The sequence below is a fragment of the Bacillus salipaludis genome (assembly GCF_004358205.1).
The window spans coordinates 167,249-191,358 of record NZ_SMYO01000011.1 but is presented as its reverse complement, the minus strand read 5'-3'; the positions used below and the strand labels follow the sequence as shown (position 1 = coordinate 191,358).

The 24,110-nt window shown below is 37.2% G+C and carries 28 protein-coding genes; 13 read left to right on the top strand and 15 right to left on the bottom strand.

The features are described from left to right. Nucleotides 1-208 precede the first annotated feature (208 nt). Entirely contained in the window at nt 209-2,134 is a 1,926-nt protein-coding gene (locus E2K98_RS22045; RefSeq protein WP_133337986.1) for an endonuclease MutS2, read from the top strand. 82 nt (nt 2,135-2,216) lie between these two features. Continuing rightward, nucleotides 2,217-2,471, top strand: coding sequence for a hypothetical protein (locus E2K98_RS22040; protein ID WP_133337984.1), 255 nt, complete (start codon nt 2,217-2,219; stop codon nt 2,469-2,471). Nucleotides 2,472-2,484: 13 nt separating this feature from the next. Here E2K98_RS22040 and E2K98_RS31130 read toward each other — a convergent pair whose 3' ends face one another. Further along, nucleotides 2,485-2,625, bottom strand: coding sequence for a hypothetical protein (locus E2K98_RS31130; RefSeq protein WP_165976343.1), 141 nt, complete (start codon nt 2,623-2,625; stop codon nt 2,485-2,487). A gap of 63 nt (nt 2,626-2,688) precedes the next feature. On the opposite strand from E2K98_RS31130, the gene E2K98_RS22035 reads away from it, so the two are divergent. Next, on the top strand, nt 2,689-2,910 hold the full coding sequence (locus E2K98_RS22035) for a cold-inducible protein YdjO-related protein (protein ID WP_235824906.1): 222 nt from the start codon (nt 2,689-2,691) through the stop codon (nt 2,908-2,910). Nucleotides 2,911-2,958: 48 nt separating this feature from the next. Here E2K98_RS22035 and E2K98_RS22030 read toward each other — a convergent pair whose 3' ends face one another. The 3 genes from E2K98_RS22030 to yhfH (E2K98_RS22020) all read right to left on the bottom strand — a co-directional run bounded on the left by E2K98_RS22030 (nt 2,959) and on the right by yhfH (E2K98_RS22020) (nt 3,602). After that, nucleotides 2,959-3,150, bottom strand: a complete 192-nt coding sequence (locus E2K98_RS22030; RefSeq protein WP_133337982.1) for a hypothetical protein — start codon at nt 3,148-3,150, stop codon at nt 2,959-2,961. A 109-nt stretch (nt 3,151-3,259) separates the two neighbouring features. Further along, the gene (yhfH, locus tag E2K98_RS22025) at nt 3,260-3,394 is read right to left on the bottom strand and encodes a protein YhfH (protein ID WP_081810903.1); all 135 of its coding nucleotides are present in this window, start codon (nt 3,392-3,394) and stop codon (nt 3,260-3,262) included. A gap of 70 nt (nt 3,395-3,464) precedes the next feature. After that, nucleotides 3,465-3,602 carry a protein YhfH gene (yhfH, locus tag E2K98_RS22020; RefSeq protein ID WP_081810901.1) on the bottom strand — a complete coding sequence of 46 codons (138 nt, stop codon included), beginning with the start codon at nt 3,600-3,602 and terminating at the stop codon, nt 3,465-3,467. 287 nt (nt 3,603-3,889) lie between these two features. On the opposite strand from yhfH (E2K98_RS22020), the gene E2K98_RS22015 reads away from it, so the two are divergent. After that, nucleotides 3,890-6,433, top strand: coding sequence for a PAS domain S-box protein (locus E2K98_RS22015; protein ID WP_133337980.1), 2,544 nt, complete (start codon nt 3,890-3,892; stop codon nt 6,431-6,433). Between the two features lie 129 nt (nt 6,434-6,562). Then, nucleotides 6,563-7,594, top strand: a complete 1,032-nt coding sequence (locus E2K98_RS31785) for a molybdopterin oxidoreductase family protein (RefSeq protein WP_308913847.1) — start codon at nt 6,563-6,565, stop codon at nt 7,592-7,594. 272 nt (nt 7,595-7,866) lie between these two features. Here the strand turns inward: E2K98_RS31785 and E2K98_RS22000 are convergent, their stop codons facing one another. Then, nucleotides 7,867-8,028 (bottom strand): DNA-binding protein, encoded by a 162-nt coding sequence (locus E2K98_RS22000; protein ID WP_133337974.1) that lies wholly within the window; start codon nt 8,026-8,028, stop codon nt 7,867-7,869. Nucleotides 8,029-8,249: 221 nt separating this feature from the next. Here E2K98_RS22000 and E2K98_RS21995 point away from each other — a divergent pair, with 221 nt between their 5' ends. The 3 genes from E2K98_RS21995 to E2K98_RS21985 all read left to right on the top strand — a co-directional run bounded on the left by E2K98_RS21995 (nt 8,250) and on the right by E2K98_RS21985 (nt 9,502). Beyond that, a complete protein-coding gene (locus E2K98_RS21995) occupies nt 8,250-8,708 on the top strand; it encodes a helix-turn-helix domain-containing protein (RefSeq protein ID WP_133337972.1) in 459 nt (152 codons plus the stop codon). Continuing rightward, nucleotides 8,698-8,892: a hypothetical protein gene (locus E2K98_RS21990; protein WP_133337970.1), complete on the top strand. Its 195-nt coding sequence runs from the start codon at nt 8,698-8,700 to the stop codon at nt 8,890-8,892. Before E2K98_RS21995 ends, E2K98_RS21990 begins: the two co-directional genes overlap by 11 nt. A 217-nt stretch (nt 8,893-9,109) precedes the next feature. After that, nucleotides 9,110-9,502: a hypothetical protein gene (locus E2K98_RS21985; protein WP_133337968.1), complete on the top strand. Its 393-nt coding sequence runs from the start codon at nt 9,110-9,112 to the stop codon at nt 9,500-9,502. Nucleotides 9,503-9,712: 210 nt separating this feature from the next. On the opposite strand, the gene E2K98_RS31470 is transcribed toward E2K98_RS21985, so the two are convergent. From E2K98_RS31470 to E2K98_RS21970, 3 genes are all read right to left on the bottom strand, one after another. Beyond that, nucleotides 9,713-10,225: an SHOCT domain-containing protein gene (locus E2K98_RS31470; RefSeq protein ID WP_208025406.1), complete on the bottom strand. Its 513-nt coding sequence runs from the start codon at nt 10,223-10,225 to the stop codon at nt 9,713-9,715. Nucleotides 10,226-10,355: 130 nt separating this feature from the next. Next, a complete protein-coding gene (locus E2K98_RS21975) occupies nt 10,356-10,613 on the bottom strand; it encodes a hypothetical protein (RefSeq protein WP_133337966.1) in 258 nt (85 codons plus the stop codon). A gap of 171 nt (nt 10,614-10,784) precedes the next feature. Continuing rightward, a complete protein-coding gene (locus tag E2K98_RS21970; RefSeq protein ID WP_133337964.1) occupies nt 10,785-11,624 on the bottom strand; it encodes a hypothetical protein in 840 nt (279 codons plus the stop codon). 377 nt (nt 11,625-12,001) lie between these two features. Between E2K98_RS21970 and E2K98_RS21965 the strand changes: the two genes are divergently transcribed. Further along, entirely contained in the window at nt 12,002-12,274 is a 273-nt protein-coding gene (locus tag E2K98_RS21965) for a spore germination protein GerPB (protein WP_133337962.1), read from the top strand. A 210-nt stretch (nt 12,275-12,484) separates the two neighbouring features. Here the strand turns inward: E2K98_RS21965 and E2K98_RS21960 are convergent, their stop codons facing one another. The 3 genes from E2K98_RS21960 to E2K98_RS21950 form a co-directional block, all read right to left on the bottom strand. Next, nucleotides 12,485-12,871 carry a hypothetical protein gene (locus tag E2K98_RS21960; protein ID WP_133337960.1) on the bottom strand — a complete coding sequence of 129 codons (387 nt, stop codon included), beginning with the start codon at nt 12,869-12,871 and terminating at the stop codon, nt 12,485-12,487. A gap of 58 nt (nt 12,872-12,929) precedes the next feature. Then, nucleotides 12,930-14,069 carry a phage major capsid protein gene (locus E2K98_RS21955; protein ID WP_133337958.1) on the bottom strand — a complete coding sequence of 380 codons (1,140 nt, stop codon included), beginning with the start codon at nt 14,067-14,069 and terminating at the stop codon, nt 12,930-12,932. 635 nt (nt 14,070-14,704) lie between these two features. Further along, on the bottom strand, nt 14,705-14,854 hold the full coding sequence (locus tag E2K98_RS21950; RefSeq protein WP_133337956.1) for a CopG family transcriptional regulator: 150 nt from the start codon (nt 14,852-14,854) through the stop codon (nt 14,705-14,707). 713 nt (nt 14,855-15,567) lie between these two features. Between E2K98_RS21950 and E2K98_RS21945 the strand changes: the two genes are divergently transcribed. After that, nucleotides 15,568-15,987: an NUMOD4 domain-containing protein gene (locus tag E2K98_RS21945; protein ID WP_133337954.1), complete on the top strand. Its 420-nt coding sequence runs from the start codon at nt 15,568-15,570 to the stop codon at nt 15,985-15,987. A 547-nt stretch (nt 15,988-16,534) separates the two neighbouring features. Here the strand turns inward: E2K98_RS21945 and E2K98_RS21940 are convergent. Continuing rightward, on the bottom strand, nt 16,535-17,413 hold the full coding sequence (locus E2K98_RS21940) for a tyrosine-type recombinase/integrase (RefSeq protein WP_133337952.1): 879 nt from the start codon (nt 17,411-17,413) through the stop codon (nt 16,535-16,537). A gap of 43 nt (nt 17,414-17,456) precedes the next feature. Between E2K98_RS21940 and E2K98_RS21935 the strand changes: the two genes are divergently transcribed. Further along, nucleotides 17,457-18,680, top strand: coding sequence for a molybdopterin oxidoreductase family protein (locus E2K98_RS21935; RefSeq protein ID WP_133337950.1), 1,224 nt, complete (start codon nt 17,457-17,459; stop codon nt 18,678-18,680). 208 nt (nt 18,681-18,888) lie between these two features. Next, the gene (locus E2K98_RS21930) at nt 18,889-19,473 is read left to right on the top strand and encodes a 3D domain-containing protein (RefSeq protein ID WP_133337948.1); all 585 of its coding nucleotides are present in this window, start codon (nt 18,889-18,891) and stop codon (nt 19,471-19,473) included. A 322-nt stretch (nt 19,474-19,795) separates the two neighbouring features. Here E2K98_RS21930 and E2K98_RS21925 read toward each other — a convergent pair whose 3' ends face one another. Continuing rightward, nucleotides 19,796-20,272 carry a GNAT family N-acetyltransferase gene (locus E2K98_RS21925; RefSeq protein ID WP_133337946.1) on the bottom strand — a complete coding sequence of 159 codons (477 nt, stop codon included), beginning with the start codon at nt 20,270-20,272 and terminating at the stop codon, nt 19,796-19,798. A 395-nt stretch (nt 20,273-20,667) separates the two neighbouring features. On the opposite strand from E2K98_RS21925, the gene E2K98_RS21920 reads away from it, so the two are divergent. Then, entirely contained in the window at nt 20,668-20,841 is a 174-nt protein-coding gene (locus E2K98_RS21920; protein WP_165976340.1) for a hypothetical protein, read from the top strand. Nucleotides 20,842-20,968: 127 nt separating this feature from the next. Here E2K98_RS21920 and E2K98_RS21915 read toward each other — a convergent pair whose 3' ends face one another. Both E2K98_RS21915 and E2K98_RS21910 read right to left on the bottom strand, forming a co-directional pair. Then, nucleotides 20,969-22,270, bottom strand: coding sequence for a NarK family nitrate/nitrite MFS transporter (locus E2K98_RS21915; protein WP_133337942.1), 1,302 nt, complete (start codon nt 22,268-22,270; stop codon nt 20,969-20,971). Nucleotides 22,271-22,493: 223 nt separating this feature from the next. After that, entirely contained in the window at nt 22,494-23,999 is a 1,506-nt protein-coding gene (locus E2K98_RS21910) for a nitrate/nitrite transporter (RefSeq protein ID WP_133337940.1), read from the bottom strand. Between the last annotated feature and the right edge of the window lie 111 nt (nt 24,000-24,110).

Genomic DNA, 24,110 nt, shown 5'->3' with positions numbered 1-24,110 from the left:
TTTATTTGCTATGGGATGAAGTTAAGAACAATGAGCGAACATAAGCATACATTCCTTTTCGATGATGCTGTGTACACTTGTGTAGACAGTTTTTATTTTGGGGAAATTTATGCATGAAAAAATGAAGGGGAAAGACTCATTTTTTCACGTTGGCCGCAATGACATTGTTCATTGCGGCTATTTTTATTTTTAGGGAGGAAAAACCAAATTGAATCAACATACTTTTAAAACATTAGAATTTCAACAAATTAAAGAGCAGATTGCTCAATTTGCCTTAACAAACGAAGGAAAAGAAAAAATTCTAACTCTCATACCGTCTACCCATTTAAAACAAATTGAAGCATGGCTGGATGAGGTGTCAGAAGCAGTAGAAATTTTAAAAAAAAGCTCAAGTGTACCTGTACATGGGATGGACGGTATGAAACAGTTAATCCTGCAATTGAATAAGGGAGTAGCACTCCGTCCGGATCAACTGGCAAAGCTTTATGAGTTTTTGGACTGCTGCAGGAAAATGCGGAGATTTATGAAAGATAAGGAATACCTCGCTCCTAGAGTTTCCTTTTATGTCGAGGCAATGAATGATCTGCCTCAGCTTGCGAATGAAATTATCCGCTGTATCAGGAATGGCAGGGTTGATGATTATGCAAGCAAAGAATTATTAAAAATCAGGAAACAAGTCATTATTCATGAGGAACGCTTAAAAGAGAAAACCATGCAGTTGATTCGTTCCAATAAATATAAAACCTATCTTCAAGAAAATGTTGTCAGTCAACGAAATGGGAGATATGTCATTCCGATAAAAAAAGAATATCGGAACAAAATCAAAGGTAATGTCCTGGATACCTCTGCATCAGGTTCGACCCTTTTCATAGAGCCGGAGGAAATTTCGCTTTATCAGGATCAATTAACATGGCTAATAGCAGATGAAGAGGTAGAGGTACAAAAGGTGCTTGTTTATCTAACTGGTTTAGTCGAGGAAAATCAACAGCTAATTTGTTCAGCAATGGAAATTATGGTTCATTATGATTTTTTATTTGCGAAAGCAAAATATAGCCGTACCCTGAATGGTGTGAAGGCAGGGATCAATGAATCACATGAAATCCAATTAATTCAAGCAAGACATCCATTGCTTGGAGAAAAGGCAGTACCGTTAACACTGGAACTAGGTAATACAGCGAATGCATTAGTGATCACCGGTCCGAATACAGGAGGAAAGACGGTAACGATAAAAACCGTTGGGTTATTGACGCTAATGGTACAAAGCGGCCTTCATATTCCTGCAGCCCCGGGAAGTAATCTTAGTATTTTTCATCGTATTCTTGTTGATATTGGGGACGGCCAAAGCATTACAGAGAATTTAAGCACTTTTAGTTCTAGAATCGTGAATATCATTGAAATTTTAAAGGATACCAATGATCGAACATTGGTCTTATTAGATGAATTGGGATCGGGGACGGACCCTGGTGAAGGGATGGGGCTTGCAACCTCCATTTTAGAAACACTCTATGATAAGGGGGCTACATTATTTGCAACCACTCACTATAGCGAGATAAAGGAATTTGCCGAAGCCCATACTGGATTTATGAACGGATCGATGGAGTTTGATTTGGAGACGCTCTCGCCTACGTATCGCCTTCATATTGGCAGAGGGGGAGAAAGCCAGGCATTTGCGATTGCACTTAAGCTGGGAATCCATCCAAACATCATTGAAAGGGCACATGTGATTACCTATAAGGAAGAAAAACATTATGAAATGGCCGAAATCGATGCCTGGAAACGTAAAGAAATAGAAAAACAAATCATTGTCAACAAGTATCAAAAGCGGAAGGAAACTTTTAAGGAGTATGATAAGGTCCCAATTTATCATCAGGGCGACAATGTCAAAATTTCTCCTTCCAATGAGTATGGAATCGTCTATACCGGTCCAGATCAGCAAGGGAACTATCTTGTTCAAATAAAAGGAGAGAAGATTTCCGTAAACCATAAAAGATTAAAGCTTTATATTTCGGCAGCTGAGCTTTACCCGGATGATTATGATTTTGATATTATTTTTCAGTCAAAGGAAACCAGGAAGAAAAGTAAAATCTTGTCTAAAAGGCATCATGAAGGGATTATCATTGACCATACTGAATAGGGAATCGATTCCTTTTCTCCTTGTCAAATATTGAATACAGGAGGAAAATGAATGATATAAATGAACCAAGGGAGTCTTTGATATGCCTGAAATGACAAAATTTCATCATCGGCAGGTTGTTGTGAATACCTATGTAGACGAAGAATTAGTAAAACGGGACGGTTTTTGGTTTGAAGATATTATCATGAATGGTTCAATACTTGCTTTTAGGAAAGAGGGAAAAACAGTTAACGTGATTGAATTACCTGACGGAATAGAATTAAAAACAGAAGCAGTGTTTAAAAATTATTATTCATTAAATATCGAGAATAAAAAAATTGAGATCTATTTTCCGTAAAGAGGCTGAAGAATCAGCCTCTGTTATTTTTTCGATATTGTTCTGCCAGCAATTTTTTTACTTCATTATAACTAAGACCCGACCGGCTGTTTAATCTTTTAACTTCTTCAATATCGGTCCCAACCTTCGTGAATTTTTTTGAATTTATGCTCATTTGTATTCTCCTTTCAATAGAAAAAAGATAATTCCATTTTTAGAAATGAAATAATTGATTTTTGTGCATACTAACAATAGTGAAAAGGAGGCGGTTCCCATTTTTTATGGTAAAAGAGCTAAAGAAGAAGAAATTGAAAATATCCTTGTGGATACTGAAATTTACTCATGTATAGATGACTCCTGCATCGGATGGATGCGAAAGGATTTTGTTACAGATGATTTACTTTGCCCAATGTGTGGAAATGAAATGATGTCTGAAATTAGAGAGCTTCCAAAAATATAAGATATTTTGAAAAGACTGTCACTGTACTATGACAGTCTTTTATTCTTTTTACAGGTTTTCATTCTGCTGTTTAATTTCATCTCCGGTTATTACAATATTGGCTTCGGTGAGTTCCATGTGACGGTCAACGGAATCACCGGCAACATTTTTTAAATTTGGAAAAATGGATCCGTTCTCGATTGTTACCTGTTCTTGCTTCGGTGCATTTGAAAGATAATCTTCTTTTTTTGCCTTTGCCACGTCATTCAACTCCTTTGTTACATGATTTGCAACAGGGGATGGGTTTATTCTTTTTCTGCGGCGGAAGTAATTGCAAATTAAAAACTCTCCAGTTTCCTGGAGAGTTGGTTTACTCTTCTTTTTTAGATAAACAACGTTCGCATTCCATCATGTAGGATTCTGCTTGTTCCTCCATGTGCTGACCACACTCTGGACATTCCTTCTTAGGCAAATTACGGAAAAATTCAACCGGACTCATTAACATTTAAATCTCCTCCATTGTTATATACAGCTTATTAATATTTTTTTTGTTGTAGTACAGTAGGGACAAAAAATTAATACTCCTCTTTTTTTGACAGGCAGCGATCACATTCCATCATGTAGGATTCAGCTTGCTCCTCCATATGCTGACCACACTCTGGACATTCCTTCTTAGGTAGGTTACGGAAAAACTCAACTGGATTCATTAACATTTAAAATTCCTCCTTTGTTTAATACAGTTTATTAATAATTCATCTGTTGTAGTACAGTATAAACGAAAAAATTAAAAATGTGTAGGCCTTTTTTCGAAAAATTTTAACTTTTTTTAAAATAGTTCAATTGTCCCGATTCCTGAGTGTTTTTTTATTTCTGATGAATAACAACTTTTAGGAAATGATAGTAGAAAATTAGCTTTCTTTTACTATTTGGTACTTCCCTAATAAAATACTTTACATTACAATCATAATAGTAATGATGGAGATTGGAGGGATGCACGTTAATGAATATAGTTCTTGGAGCGATTCATCCTTTTTTTATTTTGATTGCCATAGGATTAACGATAATGGCTTCCTATACAGCATTAGATATGTTTACCTTAATAAAATCAGCTGAACCTAATAAACGCCTTTTATTCTTAGGAGGATCGGTAACATTAGGTGTTGGAATTTGGGTAATGAATTTTATGGGGCTTATTGCGGCGGATAGCAGCCGGTTTGCAAGTTATCAAATTCCATTTACCATTTTATCCATTTTTATCGGGATTGCTTTTACTGGGATGGCTTTTGTCCCGTTCTTTGGTAAAAAAATTCGATTATTCCAGCTAATGATTGGTGCATTACTTTTAACAGTTGCAGTTTATGCTACTCACATCATAAGTCTTTATGCAATGAATGTGACCCTGAAATATAATATTCCGCTATGTATTTTAGCTGGTATTTTAATTTTTTGTACCTTCATGTTTTCATTATGGATTTTATATTCATCAAAGAGTTATACACACGCTAATCAAGTATGGCTGAAACCGGTTAGTGCGGTAATTATGGCAGGAGCGATTGCTGAAGGGCATTTTCTAATTAAAAGAGCAACAACAATTCTTTCAACATCTGAAATCCTTAAGCCTTCAAGCGGCGAGGATACCTTTATTATTTATTTAGTCTTATTTGTATCCATTTTAATTATTGGTGGACTCATTGCCTCCAGTACCTTAATTAGTAAACAACTGGTTGCTTCGGATACGAATTTAAATGATATAAAAGCGGCTCTTGAATCATCAACCATTGTTGCCATTACCGATAAACGTGGAACGATTATGTATGTAAATGATAAATTTGAGGAAATTTCAAAATACAAAAAAGAAGAAATTCTTGGTGAAAACCATCGAATATTAAATTCGGGGTACCATTCAAAAGAATTTTTTGCAGAATTATGGAATACAATTACCTCCGGAAAAATCTGGAGAGGAGAAATTCGCAACATGGCCAAAGATGGCTCTTTTTATTGGGTCGACACGACGATTGTTCCCTTTTTAAATAAAAAAGGAAAACCGGTCCAATATATTGCGATTCGTTCTGATATTTCAAAGCGAAAGCAGGCCGAGCAGGATTTGCTGGATTCGCTTAAGGAAGTTCGTGACATTACATTCGCTCTGGACCAATCCTCTATTGTTGCCATAACAGATGAGAAGGGTCGAATTACGACTGTTAATGATAAATTCTGTGAGATTTCAAAGTATCAGCGAAAGGAATTAATCGGTCAGGATCATCGGATATTAAATTCTGGCTACCACTCAAAAGAATTTTTTAAAGAGTTATGGAAAACGATTGGACAGGGAAATGTTTGGAAGGGTGAAATCTGTAACCGGGCAAAAGATGGCAGTAATTACTGGGTAGATACAACGATTGTTCCATTCCTCAATGAGAACGGCAAACCCTATCAATATGTTGCGATTCGAACCGATATTTCAAATAGGAAGAAAGCGGAAGAACATTTAAAACAAATGGTTAAGGAAAACACGGATATTAAATTTGCCCTTGACCAGTCATCTATTGTTGCTTTTACCGATGCGCAAGGTAAGATTACCAGCGTGAATGATAAGTTTTGTGAGATTTCAAAGTATAGCCGTGAGGAGATCATTGGAAAAGATCATAATATATTAAATTCTGGTTTCCATTCCAAGAGATATTTCAAAAGTTTATGGAAAACAATTGGCGAGGGGAATGTTTGGAAAGGGGAAATTAGAAATAAGGCCAAGGATGGCACCTATTATTGGGTCGATACAACCATAATTCCCTTCTTGAATGACCAGGGTAAACCTTATCAGTATTTAGCGATTCGCAATGATATTACCGAACGTAAACGTTCGGAAGAAGTCCTTCATCGTCAGGATAAGCTTGCGGCCGTCGGTCAATTGGCGGCAGGGGTAGCTCATGAAATACGGAATCCGTTAACCTCGATGCGAGGTTATGCTGAATTTCTTCAATTAGATGAAAAGGACCCTGAACGGTTGGAGTTCTTGAACATCATTCTTGATGAAATAGAACGGGTTAACACGATTGTTGAGGATTTTATGGTGTTAGCAAAACCAAAAGCGGTTGAATTAGAGGAAAAGAATGTTGTTCCAGTCATTAAAAATGTGGTATCTTTACTGGAATTTGAGGCAAGAAAGAAAAATGTCCGCCTGTATTTTGAGTGTAATCAAGAAATTATTCAGATTGAATGCGATGAAAACCGTCTAAAGCAAGTCTTTTTAAACTTTATTAAAAATGGAATCGAAGCGATGCCGAATGGCGGTGAACTGAACGTTAAAACGCTTATTCATGAGAATAACGTACAAATTTCGATTCAAGACACGGGTGTTGGGATCCCAAAAGAGAAATTAAAGAACTTGGGAGAACCGTTTTTCACCACAAAGAAAAATGGAAACGGGTTAGGATTAATGGTCAGCTTTAAAATCATTGAAAGCCATAACGGAAAAGTGTTTGTTGAAAGCGAACCAAATAAAGGTACCACCTTTAATATATTATTGCCGGCTAAAACAGCCTGACAAAAAACGGGAGATCAATTCTCCCGTTTTTTATTTGTCTAGCTCCAGCGCTTGTGGGGTCTGAGCTAGGTGCTTTTGCTTTTCTAGTTTTCGAAAAATAGACAAATTTGAGTCAAAAAAGAAACTTACATGATGAAAAGAATAGATTATTATGATGGTAGTAGGGATTCTAGTTTAATTAAAGGAGGGAAGATAATGGGTGAAACATCTTTGGTAAAGACCATTTGTGGTTATTGTGGAACCGGCTGCGGCTTAGTGCTCGAGGTCCAGGATAATAAAATCAAGAAGATCCGCGGTGATAAGGAGGCTCCTGTCAACAATGGACAAACCTGTGTAAAAGGAGCATTTGCCTATGAATATGTTCACGCAAAAAATAGACTAACCTCTCCCCTTATTCGCATAGCCGGAAAACTGGTTGAAACAACATGGGATGAAGCTTATGAATTTATTGCAAGGAAATTGGGAGAAATTAAAGACGAGTGGGGACCAAATGCGATTTCTATGTTTGCCTGTGCGCGGACCACGAACGAATCCAATTTTATCACGCAAAAATTTATGAGGACTGTGATTGACAGTAATAATATCGACGGATGTAACCGAACGTGACACGCCCCTAGCGTTGCCGGTCTGGCAACTGTTTTTGGAAGCGGTTTCCCAACTAATACACTTGAAGATATTGATAAAGCGGAAGTATTGCTGTTAATGGGGTCAAACACAACTGAGGCCCATCCAATTATCGCAAATCGAATAAAAAAGGCAGCCAAAGCAGGTTTGAAAATTATCGTCATTGACCCAAGAAAAATTGATATGGTGAAAGTTGCCCATCGTCATTTACAAATTAATGTCGGTTCGGATATCGCGCTTATTAATGCGCTTATTCGGGTAATTATTAAAGAAGGTTTATATGACCTAGAGTTTATACAGCAATTTACGATTGATTTTGCTGAGCTTGAAAGGCTCGTAGAACCTTATACACCTGAATATGCGGCTGAAATTTCCGGGTTAAATCCTGCGGATATTGTTGCAACAGCAAGAGAATATGCTGCCTCAAGCGGTTCCATGATTGCTTATACTCTTGGGATTACGGAACACCATTGCGGGGTAAATAATGTTTTTGATATTGCGTGTAAAATGCTTGATTATCCGGTGTTCAAGGCTTGATAGAACGCGGTTTTAATGGGTATTATACCTTCATCATACATTATCATATTGTTAACTGTAAAGTGTTTATAGAACCTGTCAGAGGGTCTATTTTTTAGATTTAAAAAAGAACATATGTTTCTGTCATTACCAATGGCACTATCTATAACACCTACCCCGACACTACCAACACCACACTAATCTCTTTATATTCTTTAAATGCTTTAAATACCTTAAAAATAATTAATCCCAGCGGTTCAAGTTCTCTAGGTTAAAGAAAAGACATCCCGTTTTTACTGGATGTCTTTTTTATTTTCCTCAATATGTCTCTCCAATAGGGTAGCAATGTAATTAGAAAGGTTCCTATTATCTTTTTCTGCTAATGCTCTTAGTTTTGGCTCCAAGTCCTTTTCAATTGTGACGACTATTCTCTTTTTGTCTCCACTAATTGCCATTTTTTAATCACTCCTTTGTAACTGTATTTCTACTACCATTATACACTGTGTGGACATTATATGAAAATATGTGTAAAAAGTGTAAACTAGGTGTGGACACCTAGTGTGTACTAATGTTATATTAGGAGAGTAGTAATTGATAGTTAAGATTGAAACTTGGTTATGAGCAAGACGGAGTCTGAGAGCCGTCTCAGTTTCAAGGACGAAAGGAGGGAAACACGATGACAAGTAACAAGATGATGTTAGCAACTGCTCAAGCCTTATCTACTAGAACCGATTATGATTTCAAGTCCATGATAGAAACCATCAACGAATATTTTGACTTCGGAACACAAGAATACAACGCTTTTTTGTACATAGCTGGATTATCTGAACTTTGCCAAGGTGTTTCTTTTCCTTCTCAAAGTAAGATTGCTGAAAAATTAGGAGTAGACCGCACGAGAGCGAATAAAATCGTTGCTCAGTTGGTGGAGAAGGGTCTATTGATTGTGGTCAAAGTGGAAGGAATCCGAAACAACTTTTACATAATCCCAACGATTGTCGAGTTAATGAGCAAAGTCTCTGATATGATTCAAGCAATTACATCAAAGACTAAAGAAACTATCAAAAAGACCGCTGAAAAGGTTCAAAAAATCGCTCAAGAGGTCGCTGAAAAGGATTCTAATGTCATTGGCGTCTAAAAGGGAAAAGGGCGTTCAGAGGAGTCAAGAGAAGGCTCAAAATGGCGGTCAAAAGTGGGGCAAAAAACCTATCAGAACCGAGATGATCCCTGAGTATATGAACGAGGACTATGTTGCACCAGCACCAAAAACAACCGCAACAAAGGAGAGCATCCTTGCTAGGTTGAGAAGTGCTGGGTATTAGAGGAGGTCAAATAGGCTTTAAGGAAAACAATCAGAATGACATTTTAGAACTAAAGCACCCGTTAGTTTAAGTGCATTTATTCACAATGTTCGCTGTCTATACAAAGAAGAAGCTTGCTGACTCTTACAAGTTAGTGAGACTAATAGCAATTTTGCTTAAAATTTCTAATTGTTGTAAAATAGTGTAAAGTAATTTTGTTTTACGGAGGGTAATGAAAATGAAAATTTTGTATGATGAAACATACACTTCAAATGAAGGAAGGCGAGCAAGCAGGAATATTTGGTATGGAGATGCTGATATAACAGTTGATGGTGAGCATGGAAAAATCATTAATCTTAATGAAGATTTTATGGATAATTTATGCGAAATAATAAAAAATGATTTATCTAAAAATGCAGTAAATAAGCCTACTGAAACTAACTGGTATATTTATGGAAGTGGTGTAACTCTGGAAACTATTGGAGACAATAACCTTCCGACAATTATGGTTCGTGAGAAGTCTGACGGGTTTATAACTAATTTTAATATCAGTGACCACGATTTTGCTGTAAATATTGATGCTATTCTGCTGTTTAAGGCTGAATTTGAAAAACGTTTAGCTAGTAATTGAGGAGTAATATCACTATAAGCATTTTCAAACTATTTGAGGGGATGATTACATAATGAAATCATTCTCCTTTTCATGTGATGGGAGTCTTTTTGTGTGGAGGAAAAGGACATTTAGAAAAACAGATTGTGAATAATTACACTTAAATTAACCTGCCCAGTTAGTTGAATAAAAAAGAGTCGCATCAGCAACCCTTTATACACTAGTTTCTTATTAAATACCAAGTAATTGCTTCTTTTTAGCACTGAACTCCTCATCTGTTAAAATACCAGTATCTCTAAGTTCAGCCAATTTCTTTATTTGTTCCGTAACATCGACAGGAGTATGTTCTATAGGGGCGAATTGTTCCGAAGGTGGAATTAATAAAGAATCAATTATTTTCTTTAATTCTTGTGCTATATGTAAGTGCAAATGTTCTATAGATGCCTTATTGTTTGAAGCCACAATATCAATATTTGCTCCTAACCCTTTAGTGTTAGCATTTATGGAACTAATAGATGGTATAGGAATTTCAGTTTTTTTATTTTCAAGGATACCTTCAATTTTATGGACTATTATCCTTTTATCAGTAACATAGATTTGCTGAGTCGGCTTTGGATAAGATGCTCCTACACCCAGTAATTTTTCTCCTTTTTGCAAACCATTCTCAAACAGTGCTATTTGTTTTTCCATGGCTTTTTTTCTACCCCAACCAGCTAATTTAATGGTTTCTTGAATCGTATCCATTAACTCCACCCCCGTTGTATGTATGTATCTAATTTGATTATAAATTGCCGTTCCTCAATTTACCAATTATTTAAGACAAATGTCCCATTATTTCATTCGGAAAAGAGTCGCATCAGCGACCCTTTACACATTAGTTTCTTCTAGCTAACATCGGTTGCACATCATGCAACTTTACTTTAAAGAAAAACCTATAGACATTAGATCCCACAACTGAATATGTAACATAATCAGCCTTAAAAAGTCTCTTTCGACTATCCATAAGAAAGGCATCTGTAACACGTTCTTCTTCAAACTGTTCAATTATGCTATTGATTATGTCGGGTTTTTCATAATCAACTTCTCGTAAAATCTCTTGGGTGTCAGTTTTGATAAATTGCATCTTGTACAAATTAAAGCACCTCCTAAATTATGATACGAACTCAGCATATCTTATTTAGGAAGTGTTTTATTAGAATAATTATGAAATGTGGGTGACAGTTTAGCCACTCACTTTAAAAATTTAAAAAAATGGGCTTTAGTTTTCTGTAACTATTGCACCTGTCCTTGAATTAGGGATAAATTAATTAATTTTAATGTTTACATTTGGAAGTTCATTCAAATCATGTATTGCATCTATAAATGATTTACTGTTCATTTGAATGAAACCTATATCTCCAGATTTAAAATCGTCACGTGAATTTGCAGTAGCAATTATTGTCGGTTTCCCAGAGAACTCCTTTTGCAAAGATGAAATCCATTTACAGGCATTAACAATATTTTCAACATACAAAAGCATTACAAAGGAATAAGCATTGTGCATAATTCCATTCATGGAATACGCTAAACCTTGGATTCCTATTTCTTCTTCCATTTCTTTTATTTCTTTCTTTACAGTACTCCAACCATCATATTTCAATAAGTGGTCTTTTTTCATAATTACAAAGTTTCCATGAAGATTTGTTGTCAAAGAAGATATTGGAATGTCAAAGTGCTGTGCTAAATTCCTTAGTCTTACAATAAAACGATATGTAAAAAATTCATCATACAATTCCGATAAGAAGGATTTAAACTGGTCTTTAACCTCTGGGTTAAATGTCTGAGATAGGGCGGAAGAAATATGGTCATCGTAAGTTCTAAGCATTGATAAATAATTCATAAATAATCTGTTTGATTCAAAGATAACATAGTCTCCATTTTTTAAATCCTCTTTTCCTTCACCTTTAATTCCTTTCAAATAGCTTTCCAATTCTTCTCCGTTTCTCACAAGTAGGTTATATAAATGCTTGTTTTTAAGGTGCAATCCAAGATATTTCCCATTCTCAACAAAGATGTCATATTCTTCTCGTGTAAAATCTCTAGTTATATTAACTTCGTGTTCTCCACTTTTTTTCTCCTCAATGCTCCCGATTCTATAATACACACATATTCCCCCTTTTTATCTAACTTTCTTACTATTTCTCCTCTCTAAAAATGATGCCTTTATATCAGTTTACCAAAATTTATAAGTTAAGGAGAAGATAAGTCAAAAAAGCTAAAATGATATCACCTGTAAAGTTCAGTAATCGAAATAAAAATTCATTCCGGGAAAACATTGATAGCCGTTGTGGAGGCGTGGTCTACGCTAGGGGATCCAAAATCATTTGGGAGGTGCGGGGGGATGTTCTTCCCCTTATTGACCAACAACTAGCACCAAACAGCTTCAAGTGTCTCCAGAGTGGTGTATGGTCACCGTCCCAATGTTCTTAGTTACACATAAAATATTAGGAATTGAGCATATAATCATAAGGGGTGATTAATGTGGATTTTAAAACTCGAGTAGGTATTAAAATAAATTTTTTGAAAATCACCGAAATGGTCAATACTGCAGTTTTGCAAATCGGTAGTTCTGGTCCTATTAAACGTTCCGCTGTTCTGCCTGAATGGTATCAAATACATCCTCCAGTGGCGCCTGGAATTATATCTGCTGCTGTTCCTTTAGCAGCACCTGTACGAGAAAAAACTACTGAACTTTTAGCACCTGCTGTTCCTTTACAAGCACCTGTACCAGAAAAAGGTAATATGAATAAATAAGCAAAAGGCTTAAGGGTTTCGTCTCTTTCCATAGGAAAGGTTTTCTCCTTGAGCCTCAATCAGTTTTTAAGTGTTGGTGGGCATGATGCCCATAATAGAAATAACCCCTCCAGCTGACCAAGGCTCACGAGGGGTTAAGATGGTTCTTACTGGTGGACTTTTGGCCCATGATAAAAAAGACCCCTGATTAACTCAAGGGTCAGGGTGATTCTATTTCATTTCCGCGACGACAACGGATGTTGAAACCGATGCAATTCCGTAAATGGTCAACCCGCTGACAGGGTCTAACAACAACTGTCTTTCCTCATTAGGTCGAATAGGAATCCCATTGGCAACCGTGACCGAGGCATCGAACCCGATGTAGATAGAATTTGTAGGGTCATCGTTAACAATCAAAAGAGTATGCCTAGTCGCTAAATCACTTCCTCCAACTCGGACAGGTGTCGCACTTGTGCCGATACTGATTGACCCATATAGTGAGCCTGACTTTATCCTGTCAAAACTTCCGAACTTATGATAACCCGCTTTTTCCATCGGTTTCCCCGTGACTGGGTCGTCTGCCATTGCGTGAGGGTAGTTATTTTGATTTACTGGCATTGTTTAAACCTCCTTTAGTTGAATTAAAAAAGAGGCTCCTCGGAGTCTCTCTATTTGATTACTTTCCTTTATAACAAACAATTTTAGCTGGTTCAGCAAGAGCCGAGTCCATTTCGATAAATGCAGAGATACCAGTTTGATACATTTCAGCATATCGTTCTAGTAAAACCTTGATTTCCATGTTGTTTGTCATCTTAACATGTAAGCCTGAGAAATCACCATAGAAGATTTCGAGCGCGTTGACAGCCATATTAGGAACACGGTCGCTTAAAAGAACTGGCTTACCAAGTAATAGGTAATCGTACTTATTAGAAAGACCGCCATCAGTGAATAATGATTGACCAGTTGTTGCTTTAAGAGAACGGATATAAGCAAAGGTTGACGGACTCATTAGCCAGCAAGCGTTCTCTTGGTACACTTGAGGAACTTTCAATTGTAAACTGATTAACTCGTCAGGAGTAATCGTCATTGTGGTTGCTCCAGTTGTGGTTTGTCCAGCCGTGATTTGTGCAAGTCCGTTTAACTTACCAGCACCACCGACACCAGCGATTAGTTCACCCTCTAAGAACCAAGAGATTGCTTTTGCAAGTTCGTTGATTAAGAACGGGACAACGTTGATATCAGAACGATTAATAAAGGAGTTTGAAACCTTTGTCAGAGTTCCAATGATGACGTTTTTCAATGCAACAGTTGTGAAAGTTGCGTTTGAGTCTGCGATGGAGGAACCCTCAGTGAAGTACGATACAACGTGTTGTGTGAAGTCATACACTGGGATGTTTAAATCAGATTGCACGTTCCACACGGTCGCACGTTGTAAGATTCCGCTCATGTTTTTAACCTGGTCAATGATTTGACTTGCAATAGAAACAGGAATAACACCACCATTGGAACCAGCGGTAATACCTCCAGTTGCACGGTTCTCCTTGACCCATGTCAAGAATGCTTTCTCGTCCAAGGCACGTTGTTCTTTTTCGTTTTCTACATCAACATTTTTGATAACTTGCATATTTTCCATTCCTCCTCGTCGTTCTTTTTCTAAATCTAGGGTCATATCGATTTCACCGATACGAGCCTTTGCCATGTCTATCTCATGTTTCTCGGAAACATTGAAACCACGCTTATCAACCTTGATTTTTTCTACAAGGTTGTCCATGAGGTCTAATAATGCGTTCCGTTCCTCGATTAATGCTTTTGACATCTAATTCATCCTTTCTTTGTGTTAGTCATTCCGACCTTTTGCTCTATGTTTTTAGACATAGAAAAAAGCCTCCACATAAAGGCTTTGAATAGAACACCCGACGAGTCCTATGTATTGGTGGGAGTCTCAAGGGTTTGTCCCTCAATGATCCCGAATAAAAAAAGAGGATGCACCTCTGACAATCAAGGTTGATTGTGTCTGAGGTGTCATCCAACTCAAAATTGGAGGATTCCGATATATCCCCTCGGAAAAACGGGTTTGAAAAACGCTTTAGCTTAGATGATGAAGGCATCCGGCAAAGCAAAGTGAAACTCGTGTCATTTTGTCGGGTTAAGGATGAGCCGACTCGTGACGGAGCATAAAAGCAGAAATTTGACATCGAACAACTATCAAGTACTAGAGGTCTTGATGCACCCGACTGTTTCCGCAATCGGTGTTCAAATGTTGTCACGACTCTGCAAATCGTGAACCTCAGAAAATCGTTTGTTACATTGGTGGGAGACACCATACTCCCATGATAAAAAGGAGAACCGAAAGCCTCCCTTTGGATTGCTGACGATTAAGAGAGAGGAGTGTCAGGGGGTAAGTCACGACCCTTGTCAGCAATCCAAGGTGAGGCTCTTAAGAGTCTCATGTTATTTCTTGTTATCTTGTTCCATCATGTTTTTGATGGCTCTTCTAATGAAAGCCGATTTGTTTAAATCATTCTTATCAGCGTAGTCAGTAAATACTTTTAAGTCATTCTCGTTCATTTTGAAATTGACGAGTTTAGATTGCTTTTCCATTTGGTTCACATCCTTGAGAATCTTATTTGTAAATAAACTTCTTATGTTTATATATCGTATGAAACCTCATTTTTGCACAAAGAAATACAAAAAAAGTTGAAAAAGTCAAGAGAAAATTTGGGTCACTTACCTGGTTGTCAAAAATGACACCAATCAGAGGAGGGTCAAAGCGTTGGAAGAGTAAGGGAGTTACCGATGTAACCTGAGTTACCTTTTTATTTTTGCTTATTTTCGATATTGAGAATTTGCTTATATGTATATATACTTATATATTTTTTAAATTTAAAAAAGTAATAAGTAACTAATATATCTTTATCCCTTGCCGCCATTGACTTTCTGACGGTTTCCGAATCGTTACGATTTCGATTTCAAGGTTACTTTTATCGTTCTCCTCTGTTGCCGACTCTGACCTGAGTTGCTCAGAGGCTCATATTTGGCTCAGGAGCGTTTTTAGGGTTTTAGGGTATATTAAGATTAGAGGAGTCCGCATCGTTCTAAATTCGTCCAAAATGAGGCTATTGACAAATGATTTGTTTTATGTTAATGGATAAGGTTTGATTTTTCCTTAAACCCTTTGTGCAAAAATAAAGGCTTGAACGATATAACAAACGTAAGACATATAAAGATGAGAATAGTTGAGCTGAGATGAGTCAGAGGGGTTGAGATAACATCAAAAGCACCCCAGCAAAAAAAATACTCTGGAGGGATAGGAAATGGAAACATTGAACACTGGAAATGAGATGAAAGAATTTTGGAAGGTTAATGAAGAGTGGAAAGATATTCGAGGTTATAACGGAGTATATCAAGTCTCTAATTTCGGAAACGTGAGAAGCTGGTTCTCAGGAGGAAGATGGAAAGTTTTAAAACAGTCTAAGAGAGATGGTTTTTTATATGTGACTTTGAGTAATAATGGGTGGTCAAAAGTATTCCCCGTTCACCGTCTTGTAGCTGAGGCATTTTTACCAAATGAGGATGAGACAAAGAATCTTATTTTCCATATTAACGGTGACAGAACAAATAACTGTATGCTGAATCTTGAGTGGGGAAAATGGCATCAAGGTTATCAAAGATTTGTTGAACTCAAGTCTATTATTGAAAAGTTTACAGGATATGTGAACAAGGACTCTCAATAAATGGGAGTCCTTTTTTGTTTGTTACCAGTTCAAGAGGTATCAGGAGGTTACACCAAAATCCAGTATTATCAAGGGTTGAAGGGGTGTCCGTTACCCTCGAGGTAACCGTCGGTAAATGGCTCAATCCCTTGGGAGAGTAAGCTTGATAATATATTGGTTACTATTTTTTAAATTAATTAAAATAATATAACATTACTTAAAAGAACTAACTTCAATATAAGAAAATCGAAGTTTGAACGAGGTAACACAGGTTACTTTGGTGACCCCCTTGTCTCTAAAGGCTTTTGACGTTCTTGTCAGGTGTCGAAACGGAAACAGGAAAAGGAACCTCTCCTGATGTGTGCAATTTTTATGATCCCTTGTTCTTCTTGATGTTGTATTCATTGTTTATTCAATCTTGGTTCTCAAAGGAATAGTTAAATATTCAATTGATTGCATAAAAAACCACAAAGGGTTGACCCTCAGTAACGGAAATTATAGAATATCCGAAACACTGGAATACAGTTCGAAATATTTCGATAAAAAAAGACCAAGGACTGTACTTGGACTATTTCTTTTTACTTAATGGTGAGTAGGTGGCACCCTTTTCGACTATTGTGGTATCTTCAATACTTCTAATGTATAACTCGGTTGTCGCTAAGTGGGAATGTCCCAGTAAGCGACTAATAATGTATATGTCAACATCATTCAATAGTTGCTGGGCAAAGTATCTTCTAAAATTATGAATCGTTGTTGCAACATCGACCCCTAATTTTTTACCGATGTCTTTAATCGCTTTCAATAAAGTAGGTCTTGTCATCGGTTGTCTCAATCTATTGACAAACAAATAGTCAGATGGATGATTCAGTGTATACTTGTTTCTGACCCTCATATACCTTAACAATTGGAGTCGAAGAGGTTTAGAGATAGGAACGAATCTTATCTTATTGCCTTTGCCTAAAATCCTAATAGAACCCTCGTAAACGTCCTCTAATTTGATTCCGCAAAGTTCACTATTTCGGATTCCTGTTTCAACTAATAAAGTTATCAAAGTCCTGTTTCGAACTGTCAGGAAATCTCGTCCTTTCAATGATCCCAATATCTTTTGAATGTCATCTGGTGAATATGTCTTAATCATCACCTTTGGTTTCTTTAAAAACTCCACATTCTTAAAGGGACTCTTTTCTATTAGTTCTTGCTCAACTGCATATTTGTACAATCCCCTCAAATATATGATTCGGTTGTTAATTGTATTGTTTTTGCATCTCGTTCTTTGGTCGATGATGTACTTATTAATTATTATCTTATTCACCTTGAATATAGAGATGTCCCCAGTAAACTTTATGAAAGTGTCAATTGAGTCTTTGGTCGTTTTGATTGTTGTTTTACTTTGTCCTCTTGCATCGATTTCCAACAAATATTCCTCTAAAAGTTCGCTGATTAACATTACGATATAACCTCCCTTACATTGTTCACCCCAGCAATTTTTAATGCCTCAAAATGCCTCAAGCGGCTCCATGATTGCCTATACTCTTGGGATTACGGAACACCATTGCGGGGTAAATAATGTTTTTGATATTGCGAATCTAGCATTATTAACCGGCAATATTGGCAGGGAAGGTACCGGAATTATGCCGCTTAGGGGGCAAAATAATGTTCAGGGAGCGGGAGATATGGGCAGTTTGCCAAATCAATTGGCAGGGGCAATGAGTCTTACAAACGAGGAATATCGGGGTCGGTATGAAAAAGAATGGAATGTGGTGTTGAACCCAATCGCAGGTGATACACAAACCAGAACCTTTGATAGGATTGAAACGGGTGCCTTAAAGGCTCTTTATGTGATAGGAGAAAATCCACTTTTAGCTGATGTTCATATGAATCATACTAAAACATTATTAGAAAAGCTCGACTTATTAGTTGTTCAAGACATCTTTTTAACGAAGACAGCCCAAATGGCGGATGTCGTGTTGCCGGCCCGTTCTTGGGGTGAAGTGGATGGAACGTATACAAATACAGATCGACGTATTCAAAGGGTACGGAAAGCAGTTGAGTCCCATCCGAATGTAAAAGAAGATTGGGAAATTCTTTGCGAACTTTCAACAATAATGGGCTACACGATGAAGTATAACAGCAGTGAGGAAATCTGGGATGAAGTGAGAAGGCTTGCATGGGAGATGTATGGTGGTATTTCCTATGAACGTCTGGAAAAAGAGTACAGTCTCCATTATCCATGTCCAACGGAAGACCATCCGGGCACTTTTGTCATGCATGAGCGATTTCACCAAGAAAAGCAACTAAGTAAAAAAGCACCATTTGTCCCTGTTGACTACACACAGCCATTAGAGCGTCCGAATGAGGAATATCCTTTTTTGCTCACAACCGGACGCCGATATGAATCCTATAATACGCACTCACAAACACGTCATTATGCAGCTGGAGTAAAGATAAAACAGACAGAAGAAACTGTTGATATTCATCCGGAAGATGCAATCTTATTAGGAATCGCAGAGGGCGAGGTTGTTCAGGTACGTTCCCGTAGAGGAGAATTAAACGTTAAGGCGAAAATAACTGTTCAAGTGGTACCTGGTCTAGTGTTCATGAGTTTTCACTGGAGCGAAACTCCTACCAATATTTTAACCTTAAATGAATTTGATCCTATTTCCGGAACTGCTGAATATAAGGCCTGTGCAGTTGCGATTTCCAAAATAAGCTAATTTTATAGTGAAAACGGAGGTTTTGACCTCCGTTTTTTTTATGAAATATATATATTTCGAAGAAGAATAATTTTTCTGACCATTGAAATGTTATTGTAATATAATTGGATTTTGTGTAAAGCAATTAACATCTCCCTGTTCTTTTTATAAGGAAATTCCATGTTATCATGGTACTAGTTAGCGAACGAAAGAACATGGGGGGTAAAAAATGTTTAAAAAATTAATAGCATTATTCGCAGTAGCTGCACTCTCAGGTACTATAGGTGCTAATGTCGATGCCGCTGAGATTACAGTAAAAAAGGGAGATACCCTTTGGGATATTGCAAAAGTACATAAGACAACTGTACATAAGATTAAAAAGAAAAATCATCTGTCTTCTAGTGTAATCCATCCTGGAGATATACTAACTGTTGATTCAAATAAAAAAGCTTCTAAACATGGAAAAAAGAAAAAACATGTTACAAAAAAGAAACATGTTAAGATAAAAAGGGCAGTGAAAAAATCAAAAGTAATTGCCGTGAAAGCAACTGCCTACACTGCACAGTGTAAAGGTTGTTCCGGAATTACTGCGACTGGGATTAATCTTAAATCAAATCCGAAAGCAAAGGTTATTTCGGTTGACCCGAATGTAATTCCATTAGGTTCAAAGGTTTACGTGGAAGGGTATGGGTATGCTGTTGCCGGGGATACTGGCGGAGCCATTAAAGGCCATCATATCGATGTGTTTATCCCATCTAAAACCAAAGCGATCAATTGGGGAAGAAAACATGTAAATGTTACAATCATGAATTAAACTGCCGGCAAAGGCAGTTAGGCTATCGAAAAAAACTTTCGATAGCCTTTTTATTCCATTCACTTTCTTTATCAATTCACCGTGTTAATTTATTTTTAAAAGATTAATGTATAGGATGTTCAATAGGTCTGTTGATTTCCGCTCCAGGCGCTTCGCTTTCCGCGGGCGTGCCGGGGAGCCTCCTCGTCGCTTCGCTCCTGCGGGGTCTCCCCAGCCCCGTACTCCCGCAGGAGTCTTCGCGCCCTCCGCTCCAATCAACAGGTGTATTCAATAAAGACCTACAACTCTATATAAATAAAAAAATAATTGGAGAATTTAATGTTTAAGTGTCACAACTCAAAATTTTCCTCATCCTCAATACTAGGTGTTCTTCATTCTCTTCCATCAATTTGACCATTCCCAAATTGGTATATAACTGTATTGCTCTTTCGTTTGTTGGAGATACCCTTAAATGATACTCAGAAACATTCATATCCCTGAAAAAGTTTTCTGCATACGATATTAAATCTTTTCCAAGTCCTTTTCCTCGATATTCAGATAATAAGTAGATTAGATTTATATATCCAATTTGTGTTCCACAATAAATATCGATACCAAGTCCTATTTGTCCAATTGAAGAATTGTCTTCTTCAACAATTAACTGACCACTAGGGCATTTATTAATCCTTTCTTCCATTCGGTTTAAATAGGCTATTTCATCAAAACCTTCTTCTGTACCAAAACTTTGGATATAAGTGTCCTTTCTAAACTTAATAAGAAAATCCTTGTCTTTCTCAATATCAATTATACGAAAATTCATTTCTTACTCCTTATTCATTAATTTCCTTCTTACAACGCAAAATGTCTACAATAAAATATTTAGTAAAAAAATCCAAAAATCCTTCTTATGCTAAACTGAAAGCTTGTTATAACAACAACATTGGAAAAATGTATACTGCAAATACTTAAACAAATGCTTTAAACAATATATTAGTTTGGTCAAATATCTGGCAAATTCCGGACATCCTTTACCATCAACTTTTTGATATTATAACTTGGCAAAAACACTATAAGCCAAAGGGTATATCCACAGTGAATATTAATTTGTTTCTATTGATGAATTAGCTCCGATGAACACCTTCTTCCCTTGATTGACAAATTGTTCCTTGACCACCTGAATACAGCCTGATTGGAAAAGGTGTGTGGCAATTCTTTATGCTGATTTTCTCCCTGTTGATTGGAGCGGAAAGTGCGAAGACTCCTGCGGGAGTACGGGGCTGGGGAGACCCCGCAGGAGCGAAGCGACGAGGAGGCTCCCCGGCACGCCCGCGGAAAGCGAAGCACCTGGAGCGGAAATCAACTGGCCCTATAGCATCGACAATCTTTTAATATAAGGTTTTCACAAAATAGTGAATTAAGAGTAAAAACCTTTATTAAGTCAATGGCATTTTATTAACTAAGTTGATAGAGCAGAAATCACCAAACATGTTTAACAGAGATGAAAAAACAAGCCGGATTAACCGACTTGTTTTGCCAATGTTTTAGCTGATGTAGATTTTCTTTGATAGAAGAACCAGTTAAGACCAAAACTAATTACATAGAAACCAATAAAGAAGTAGAATGCTGTTACATAAGAGCCAGTAGTATTAATAGACCAACCGAAAAGCTTTGGAATAAAGAATGAACCATAGGCTGCAAATGCTGCTGAAAAACCGATAACTGGTGCTGCTTCTTTTGGAACGAAGATATTCGGAATCATTTGGAACGTTGATCCAGAACCAATTCCAGATGCTAAGAAAAGAACCAAGAACGCTAGCAAGAAACCGGCAAATTGCTTGTCATTTAAGAAATAAATAACACCTAGAGCACCAATTGCCATGACAACAAATACATACGCTGTTACCTTCGCACCGCCAAACTTATCAGCCAACCAGCCGCCAACAGGTCTAGCTGCTGCTGCCACTAAAGCACCAAGGAAAGCAAGAGAGAGGTGCTCAGGAAATTGAGATTTTAATAGAAGCGGAAATGCCGCTGAATACCCAATAAAGGAACCAAATGTTGCAATATATAGGATGGTCATAATCCAAGTATGTTTACGTTTCACAATCACGAATTGATCTGCAACAGATTGTTTTGCATTTGGTACGTTATCCATTTTAAATAATGCAAGTAATGTAACAATCACAATAGGGATTACCCAGATAAATGCAGCATTTTGTAACCAAACATGTTGACCAGTAGATAATACTTGTTTGCCTCCAACAAATGCGAAGGTGCTGGAAGTAATAATCAATGGTGTTACAAATTGTACAACGGAAACGCCCATATTTCCTAAACCGCCATTAATACCAAGTGCTGTACCTTTTTCTTTTTTCGGAAAGAAAAAGCTGATATTCGCTGAAGATGAAGAAAAATTACCGCCGCCAAGACCACAAAGAGCAGCCAACAAAAGCATTATTGAAAATGGTGTGTCAGGATTTTGTACAGCAAAACCAATTCCGATGGCAGGGATTGCTAAGATGGCAGTTGAAATGACTGTCCAGTTCTTGCCCCCGAATATTCCAACCGCAAAGGTGTAAACAAATCGAAGTGTTGCTCCGACAAGTCCTGGGATAGCAGCAAGTGTAAATAGTTGTTCTTCTGTATAATGGAAGCCAATATCGTTAAGTCTCACGGCAACCACTGACCAGATTTGCCAAACGATGAAAGCTAGCATTAGAGATGGTACTGAGATCCATAGATTTCTTTGGGCGTGTTTCCTTCCTTCTGTTTTCCAAAATTTTTCGTCCTCTGGATTCCAATAATTAATTCGTGCCATTATTGTCTCCTCCTAAATTTTAAATTTATATTTTTTGATGTTTGTTGTTTATATTGAAACTATAAAACAGATGGTAACATGAAATTTGTGACGTACGTCACAAAAATGGTGAAGGAACTGTGAACACGGGTTCAAAGTCAAAAAGTTGTCAAAAAAGCATTATTATTAAATAAAAAGTGAGCAAAAAAAACAGCCTTCCGATTGGAAAGCTGTTGATCCATCTTTATTTCTTTTTTTCTTCTTCGCGTTCTTCACTAAACATCCCAACAAAGTTTTTTGTTTGGCCTGATTCATCCTTAATGGCTGTAATGGTTAACCATTCCTGATAGAGCTCTTGATTTTTACGTTTATTCCAAATATGACCTTCCCAATACCCTTCTTCTCTCAACTGATTCCACATACTTTTATAAAAATCATTATTGTGTTCTCCTGACTGGAGAACGCTTGGTGTCTTTCCAACCACCTCTTCTTGACGGTAACCAGTGATTTTGGTAAATGCCGGATTTATTTTTTGAATAATTCCATTCGGATCAGTTACCACGATGCCATCGACTGCATGATTGACAATTTTATTCGAAATATCAAGTTTATCCTGATAGTAAAGCCAGACAACTAAAACGAAGCTTGATAATGAAACTTCAGACAAGGACATAAAGCCGATAGCGTAATGCCCGGTCCAATTAAATAGGATAGTTAAAATTAATGGCGGGAAAAATCCGCCGAGTCCGCCCATTGCGGATACAATACCATTCACAACACCTGCTTGCTTTGAAAAGAACAGGGGAACAAGCTTAAAAATGGCACCATTGCCAATACCTGCACAAAAAGCCACTAAGAGGCAGCCAAAGGAATAAATCGGCAAGGATGGGGTAAATGACAAGAGAAAACCTGCAAAGGTAAGCCAAAAGAAAACAAACATTAAGATTAACAATGGATTCAGTTTATCACTAAGCCAGCCGCCCACAGGTCTAAAAAGAGTGGCAATAGCAATAAAACCTGCTGTCCGGAGACCCGCATCTACCTTCTCTAATTCAAAGTGATTGACTAAAAAGGATGGCAAATAAATCGTAAAAGCAACAAATGAACCGAAAGTGATGAAATAAAACAAACTTAGCAGCCAAAGTTTTGGGCTCCGATAAACCTCTTTAATGACCACTGAAAAGGAGTTGTTCACTTTTCGCTCCTTTCGGTCACCTAATAAGAAATTAATGACAGCAAAAACCAAGACAACAATTAGAAAGACTTTAATCGTGCTTCTCCATCCGTACGCTGTTGCAAGGACAGGAGCGGAAAAAGAGGTGATAGCTGTCCCGATATTTCCTGCACCATAGATCCCATTAATAAATCCATGCTTTTTTTTCTCATAATACTTCGGTAATGAAGTTACACCGATTGAAAATAGCGCGCCCCCAATCCCTAGTAAAAACCCTCCCACTATGAGCATGGCAAATGAATGGGCGAAGCTAAGGACCACAATAGGGATCAGCAGAACAAGAAAACAAATGGTAAATAAGACTCTTGCTCCAAATCGATTCGTCCAAAAACCAATTGGTACCCTCAGTAGTGATCCAAGGATGACCGGAACAGCAGTGGCCCAAGCAATTTGGGTTGTAGATAGATTAATATCTGCTTTAATAAATGGCATAAGCGAAGAAATAAGTACCCAAACCATAAAACCGGCAACAAGGCTTCCGGTTTGAACAAAAAGTTGTTTTGGTCCTTGATTCATTCAAATCCCCCTTAATAATGACTCATTATAAAATGAATAGATTCCCCTCATTAGAAATTTATTATTCTTTTAGTGGGGAAATTTTCCTTTTGTTATTATAATTGATATTTG